7 protein-coding genes and 1 other annotated feature are annotated in these 6,803 nt (G+C 65.5%); of the genes, 6 read left to right on the forward strand and 1 reads right to left on the reverse strand.

What is annotated here, in order from left to right; genetic code table 11:
- Positions 1–94: 94 nt before the first annotated feature.
- The 3 genes from GSQ83_RS11130 to GSQ83_RS11140 all read left to right on the forward strand — a co-directional run bounded on the left by GSQ83_RS11130 (position 95) and on the right by GSQ83_RS11140 (position 2,759).
- A complete protein-coding gene (locus tag GSQ83_RS11130; RefSeq protein WP_254065620.1) occupies positions 95–988 on the forward strand; it encodes an SMP-30/gluconolactonase/LRE family protein in 894 nt (297 codons plus the stop codon).
- A 236-nt stretch (positions 989–1,224) separates the two neighbouring features.
- Entirely contained in the window at positions 1,225–2,427 is a 1,203-nt protein-coding gene (locus GSQ83_RS11135; RefSeq protein ID WP_158802954.1) for a multidrug effflux MFS transporter, read from the forward strand.
- 74 nt (positions 2,428–2,501) lie between these two features.
- A complete protein-coding gene (locus GSQ83_RS11140; protein ID WP_158802955.1) occupies positions 2,502–2,759 on the forward strand; it encodes a DUF2934 domain-containing protein in 258 nt (85 codons plus the stop codon).
- A gap of 143 nt (positions 2,760–2,902) precedes the next feature.
- Here the strand turns inward: GSQ83_RS11140 and GSQ83_RS11145 are convergent, their stop codons facing one another.
- Entirely contained in the window at positions 2,903–3,685 is a 783-nt protein-coding gene (locus tag GSQ83_RS11145; protein ID WP_158802956.1) for an SDR family oxidoreductase, read from the reverse strand.
- Between the two features lie 105 nt (positions 3,686–3,790).
- Between GSQ83_RS11145 and GSQ83_RS11150 the strand changes: the two genes are divergently transcribed.
- The 3 genes from GSQ83_RS11150 to GSQ83_RS30475 form a co-directional block, all read left to right on the forward strand.
- Positions 3,791–5,272: a mannitol dehydrogenase family protein gene (locus tag GSQ83_RS11150; protein WP_158802957.1), complete on the forward strand. Its 1,482-nt coding sequence runs from the start codon at positions 3,791–3,793 to the stop codon at positions 5,270–5,272.
- A gap of 38 nt (positions 5,273–5,310) precedes the next feature.
- A complete protein-coding gene (locus GSQ83_RS11155) occupies positions 5,311–6,195 on the forward strand; it encodes a sugar phosphate isomerase/epimerase (protein ID WP_158802958.1) in 885 nt (294 codons plus the stop codon).
- A gap of 274 nt (positions 6,196–6,469) precedes the next feature.
- Positions 6,470–6,525 (forward strand) — a sequence feature (sul1 is cis-regulatory element that is thought to sense ions involved in sulfur or methionine metabolism; They are found in Alphaproteobacteria).
- Positions 6,526–6,593: 68 nt separating this feature from the next.
- Positions 6,594–6,803, forward strand: a 210-nt coding sequence (locus GSQ83_RS30475; RefSeq protein WP_254065621.1) for a SulP family inorganic anion transporter, incomplete at its 3' end; no start/stop codon positions are given.

Here is a 6,803-nt window from a genome sequence, read left to right on the forward strand (position 1 = left end):
CAGCTATATCCGCGCCGGGCCGAAGCGGAAACCTGGGCCATGGACGGGACCGCGCGCTGGCGGCAGGGTGCGGCGCTTACTAACCAGGGGTTGCATGATGCCGAAGACCCGAGACATCCAGGCGCTGCCGATCTGGAAGGGCCGCGCCACACTTGGCGAGGGCTTGCTCTGGTCGCCCAGCCGGAACCGGCTCTTCTTCGTCGATATCCTGGGAAAGCGCGTCCTCTCCTGCGCGATCGACGGTTCCGGGGTTCAGCAATGGGCGATGCCGCGCCGCGTCTGCTGGCTCGTCGAATGCGCGGGCTCGGGGGATTTTCTGGTCGGGCTGGAAGACAGCATCGTCTACGCCAGCTTCATTCCGGGCGCCCCAGTCGAAATCCTGCGGAACCTCGACTGGCGGTTGGCGCTGCCACCCACTGCTCGCTTCAATGACGCCAAGGCCGATGCGACCGGCCGTGTCTATTGCGGCACCATGGATGACAAGGAAAGCGCCCCCATCGGCGCGCTCTTCACCATAGCGCCGGGCGGCGCGGTGGCTCAGCTCGACGCCGGCTATACCGTCACGAACGGGCCAGCCATCAGCCCAGACGGCGCGACGCTCTATCACACGGATTCTCCCGCCCGCACGGTCTACGCCTTCAAACGGGCGCCGGGCGGCATGCTCTCGGCAAAGCGTCCGCATATCCACTTCGCCGAGGCGGACGGCTATCCGGACGGCATGACCTGCGATGCCGAGGGCGGGCTGTGGGTCGCGCATTGGGATGGCGGCCGGGTGAGCCGGTTCCATCCGGACGGCAGCTTTGACCGCGGCATCACGGTGCCCGCTTCCCGCGTGACCTCCTGCACCTTCTGCGGCCCAAACTTCGACCGCCTCGCGATCACCACCGCCGCTTACGAGCGCGAAAGCGAACCCCTCGCCGGCGCGCTCTTCATCGCCGACCCCGGCTGCGTAGGGCTTGCCGCAGGCCGCTACGGCTTGGCGGCATAGGCGGCCGCTGCCGGGCCTTTCGAGACTGTTTCAGGGACGCAGAGCCTTCTCCCCCCTGCATGGGAGTGCAGAGATCACGCCCCGCGGCGAGTGCCATGCAAACGCATGCCTTCGGCTTACAGCCTCGGCTGCTATAAGACGGCGATGGCTGCCTCGGCATGCCGTGAACCCGATCCGGCTTCGGCCACTCCTGCATTCCGCGGTGCGATGCCGCGCAGCTAACCGAGGCGCTCTTCATGGCCGGCCCGTCCCTCTATCGCCGCGCCATCGTACTCGGGCTTCTCATCGCCATCGGCGCCTTCGCGATCGACATGTACATCCCAGGCTTCGCCGCCATCGCGGCGGACCTGCACACGGATCCCGGCACCGTCCAGCTCAGCATGACGAGCTTCTTCGTGGCGCTCGGGGCGGGGCAGATCATCTACGGCCCGGTGTCGGACAGCATCGGCCGCCGGTTGCCCATCTTCGTCGGCCTCGGCATCTTCGCCATCGCCTCCGTCAGTGCTGCCTTCGCCCCCTCCATCGAAACGCTGATCGTCTCGCGTTTCTTCCAGGGCCTTGGCGCGGCCGCCGCCTTCGTGGTTCCCATGGCGGTGATCCGCGACGAATATACCGGCCCGGATGCCGCGCGGCTGCTCTCCCTGGCGATGCTCTCGCTCAGCGTCTCGCCCATCCTGGCGCCGGTCTTCGGCGGATTCCTGGTCCAGTACACCAGCTGGCGGCTGATCTTCGGCGTGCTGATCGTGATCTGCGCCGCGGTCACGGTGATGGTCTGGTTTCTGCTGCCGGAAACGCTGGCACCGGCTGACCGCGTCAGCGCGCGGCCGACGCTGATCCTGCTGACCTACGGGCGCCTGCTGCGAAACCGCACCTTCATGGCACCGATCATGATCGCGGCTTTCGCCCAGGCGATTCTCTTCACCTTCATCTCGGGCTCGCCCTTCGTCATCGTCACGCTGTATCACCTGTCGCCGACAACCTTCGGCGTTCTCTTCGCCTGCCACGCCATCGCATTGATCGGCATCAGCCAATTCAACGCGCCGATGATGCGCAAGTTTGGCACGCCCCGGCTGCTCGGTGGCGCAGCCTTCGCGACGGCCATCGCGACGATCACGCTCGCCGTCCTGGTGTTTAGCGGCATGACCCTGCTCTGGCCGTTCGTCGCGCTGACCCTCTTCATCTTCACCTGCCTCGGCCTGATCCTGGCCCCGGCCTTCCTCACCGCCATGGAGCCGATGGGCGCCATCGCGGGCGCCGCCGCCGCCATCGGCAGCTGCGTCGAATTCGCCTGCAGCTCGGTCATAACGGCGCTGATGGGTCTTTTGGCGGATGGCACAGCGCGGCCGATGGTCGGCTTCCTGGCGTTTTCGGCCTGCGGGATCGTCGCAAGCTGGATTGTCTTCATCCGAACGCCACATCGTTCCCCTTCTGTCCCTTGACGCCGCCGCCCCTCATCCGAATCTCCATGGCGCGGAGCCGGCCGAGAATCCGGCGCTCAGGAGGGGGAAAGCCGATGTCTGACAGCCAGGATCGTGAGAGCCGGATCCGGGAACGTGCCTACGCCCTCTGGGAGAAGGAGGGATCGCCCGAGGGGCGTGAGGAAGAATTCTGGGTGCGCGCGGAGATGCTGGAAGACGACTACGAGCTTCTTCCAGATGCGCCACCCGAGCCGATGGAGGAAAAGGAAGGGATCGACGTCGACCTCGACCACAGCTTTCCCGCCAGCGACCCACCGTCATTCACGCCGACCAAGGCGGGGGGCGCGGAGTAGCCGTTTTTCTCCTCCCTGCAAGGGAGGGGCTGGGGGTGGGTGCTTGCGGCGACAGGTCGAGCTGACAGCGCCCGAACGAACCCGCCCAACCCCTCCCTTGCAGGGAGGGGAAAGCTACGCGCTTCGGATAATACAGACTCGCCTTAGCCGAAGGAGGCGTTGAATGCTCCGCCGTCGAGGAGCAGATTTTGGCCCGTGATGTAGCCGGACGACGCCGCGCACAGAAAAGCGCAGGCCCTGGCGAACTCGTCTGGATCGCCGAAACGCCCTGCCGGCGACTGCGCGGCGCGCTGAGCCGAAATCTCGTCAACGCTCTTACCTGCAGCCTTCGCGGCCCCCGCCATCGTCGTTTTCAACCGATCGGTCAAAAACGGACCCGGTAGCAGATTGTTGATCGTCACGTTGTGACGCGCGACCTGCCGCGACAGGCCACCGACAAATCCCGTCAGCCCGGACCGTGCGCCATTACTCATGCCGAGGTTAGGGATCGGTGACTTCACCGAAGCCGAGGTGATGTTCACGATCCGCCCGAACTTCCGGTCGATCATCCCATCCACCACCGCCTTCATCATGGCGATCGGCGCCAGCATATTGGCGTCGAGCGCCTTGATCCAATCCTCGCGCTCCCAGTCCCGAAAGTCGCCCGGCGGCGGGCCGCCCGCATTATTCACCAGAATATCGGGCGAGGGGCAGGCGCTCAGCGCGGCGGCGCGGCCCGCCTCGGTCGCGATATCGCCGGGCGCGAACAGCACCACCGCGCCGGTCGCGGATCCGATTTCCGCCGCCGTCGCCTTCAGCCGAGCCTCGTCGCGGCCGGTGATCGTCACCGCGACCCCTTCGCCCGCCAATACCAGGGCGCAGGCGCGGCCCAGCCCCTTGCTCGCGGCGCAGACGATTGCGCTCCGCCCTTGAAGACCGAGGTCCATCGGTGTCTTCTCTCCCCGCCGCCGGTTATGACCGGCACAGATCAAGCGGCGGCCCGCCCACCTGTCAACCTCGACGGCGGCGAGGCGTGCTTAGGGGAGAGATCCATGGTCACTTTGAGCAACGCAACCCTGACGTCGCTGCCCTCAGCCGTCGCGGTGCCGCGCTATGTCCGCGGGCGCCTGCGCCCCGGCATCGCGCATTTCAGCGTCGGCAATTTCCACCGCGCCCATCAGGCGGTCTATCTCGACAAGCTGATCGCCGCCGGCGGCCATGATGACTGGGCGCTGCTCGGCATCGGCCTGCTCGACAATCCGCCCGAGCGCGCCAAGGCGGCGGCCTTCCCCGAGCAGGACTACCTCTACACCATCACCGTTTGTCCCCCCGCGGCACCGCCCGAAATCGCAGTCGTGGGCTCGATCGTCGACTATCTCTTTGCGCCAGCCGATCCCGAGGCGGTGCTGAAGCGCCTCGTCGATCCCGCGATCCGCATCGTCACGATGACGCTGACCGAGGGTGGCTACAACATCGACGATGAGACGCATAAGTTCCGGCTCAACGCGCCGGATATCGTCCACGACCTCGCCAATCCCACCAACCCGCGCACTGCTTTCGGCTTCGTCGCCGAAGCGCTGTCTCGCCGGCGCGCGCAGGGCATCGCACCCTTCACCATCCTCTCCTGCGACAATCTCCGGCACAACGGCGATGTCGCGAAGCTCGCATATACCAGCTTCGCCCGCGCCCGCGACCCCAAGCTCGCGGATTGGATGGAAGCCGAGATCGACTTCCCGAACAGCATGGTCGATCGCATCACGCCCGCGACCAGCGAGGCGGATCGCGGCCGCCTCAACACCGCCAGCGGCATCGACGACGCGATCCCGATCTTCTGCGAGGATTTCGTCCAGTGGGTGATGCAGGATCACTTCCGCTACGGGCGCCCGAAGTTCGAGACCGTCGGTGTGCAGATGACGAACGACGTCTGGGCCTATGAGCAGATCAAACTCCGCATGCTCAACGCGTCACACAGCATGCTGGCTTTCCCCGGCACCGTCGCCGGCTACCGGCTGGTCCATGAGACTGTGGCGGACCCGCAGATCGCGGAGCTGCTGCGGCAATTCTGGGATCGCGATGTGATCCCGCTGCTCGCGGCCCCGCCGGGCATGTCGCTGACCGGCTACCGCGACAAACTCCTCGAGCGCTACCTCAACCCCGCGACACGCGATCAGACGATCCGCATTGCTTCGGATGGTGCGTCACGCATTCCGATCTTCGCGGGCGATACGATCCGCGCCGTTATCGAGAAGGATGGCGATCCGCGCCGCCTCGCCTTCCTCCTCGCCGCCTTTGCCCGCTGCCTCGGCGGGGTGGACGACAAGGGCGAGCACTTCACGACGCCCGAGCCCAGACTGACCGATGCCGAGCGGGCCACCGCGAAAGATCCCGATCCCGCGAGGTTCCTGTCGCTGCCGGTTTTCGCTGGCCTCGGCATGGATCGCTCTCAACGCTTCCGCGAGGCTTTCGAGGCGAGCCGCCGTTCGATCGCCGACCGCGGCGTGATCGCGACGCTCAAGGATCTTCTGGCGAAATAGCGCCAAAACCGCCGCCCTAACCGGAGAACGCCTAAAACATGAACCCCATCGGCATCCATGCCTTCGTCTGGTCGGCCGGCTCGACCCCTGCGGATCTCGATCGCGCGCTCGAACGCTCCTCGGAGCTTGGCTACACGCTGATCGAATTCCCTCGTCTCGACCCGAAGAAATTCGATGTGCCCTCCTTCGCCCGCAAGATGGCGGAGCGGAAAATAGGCATCGCCGTGACGATGGGACTGCTGCCCGCGAACGACATCTCCAGCGAGGACGCAAGCGTCGTCGCGGCGGGCGAGCGCGTGTTGCTGGAAGCGGTGTCGGTCGCCCGCGATCTCGGGGCCAAGAAGCTCGGCGGCATCCTGTTTTCGGCCCATAGCAAATACATGACCATGCCGACGGCGCGCGGCCGGCAGAACAGCATCGACACCATCCGCAAAGTCGCGCGCGCCGCGGCTGCCGCTGGCGTCACCCTCAACCTCGAAATCGTCAATCGCTTCGAGAGCAACCTGCTGAACACCACGGCCCAGGGTCTCGCCTTTCTCGAAGAGGTCGGCGAGCCGAATGTCTATCTCCATCTCGATGTCTTCCACATGAACATCGAGGAGGCCAACCCCGCCGACGCCATTCGCGCCGCCGGTGACCGGCTCGGCTATTTCCATATCGGCGAAAGCAATCGCGGCTATCTCGGCGCCGGCACCATCGAGTTTCCGCCAATTTTCGATGCGCTGCTCGACAACGGCTATACCGATACCGTGACGTTCGAATCTTTTTCCTCCGCTGTGGTGGACAAGGATCTCTCGATCATCACCGGGATCTGGCGCAACACCTGGGACGACAATATCGATCTCGCGCGCCACGCCCACGCCTTCATCACCGACCAGTTGACCAGCGCGGAGCGCCGCCGCCGGATCACCCGCACGCCCTGACAATTGGTAGCAAGCGCGGGGCGTGGTGCGCGGCTCCGCCGGTCTAATTCAGGGGGTGAAGTCACATCTCACGAGTTTGAGCCGGGCCTTCCCCCACGTCATGCTCGGCGAAGGCCGAGCATCCACGCCTTCGCGTGCCATGACGAACCACGGGGCAGCGGCTCAGCATTAGATCATCACGTTTAGTCAAGGCGGCTCTCAAACGCTCACCGGCTGACTAAGCGCCACTTATGTTGCACCGCCGCAAAACCTAGGTTACGGTCCAGGCATTCGCCTCGGACCCGGTGTAAATCCGGGTGGCTCTTCCGGCCGCCAATCCGCCGGACAACGCATACGACACGAGTATCGAGCATCGGGGCAGCCGATGCCGCCCTCGCGCGCTTACTGCGGACACCCCGATGAACACACACGCGTTGTCTCGCTACCGTTCCGAATGGTTCACCAGCTTCGGCGATCTCCGGCGCGAGGTTCTCGCCGGGATGGTGGGCACCTTCGCCCTCATCCCCGAGGTCATCGCCTTCTCTTTCGTGGCGGGCGTCGACCCTGAGGTTGGGCTCTTTGCCTCCTTCATCATAGGCATCGTCATCGCCTTCACAGGCGGCCGTCCC

The sequence above is a fragment of the Acidisoma sp. L85 genome, from assembly GCF_009765865.1.
Taxonomy (GTDB): Bacteria; Pseudomonadota; Alphaproteobacteria; order Acetobacterales; family Acetobacteraceae; genus Acidisoma.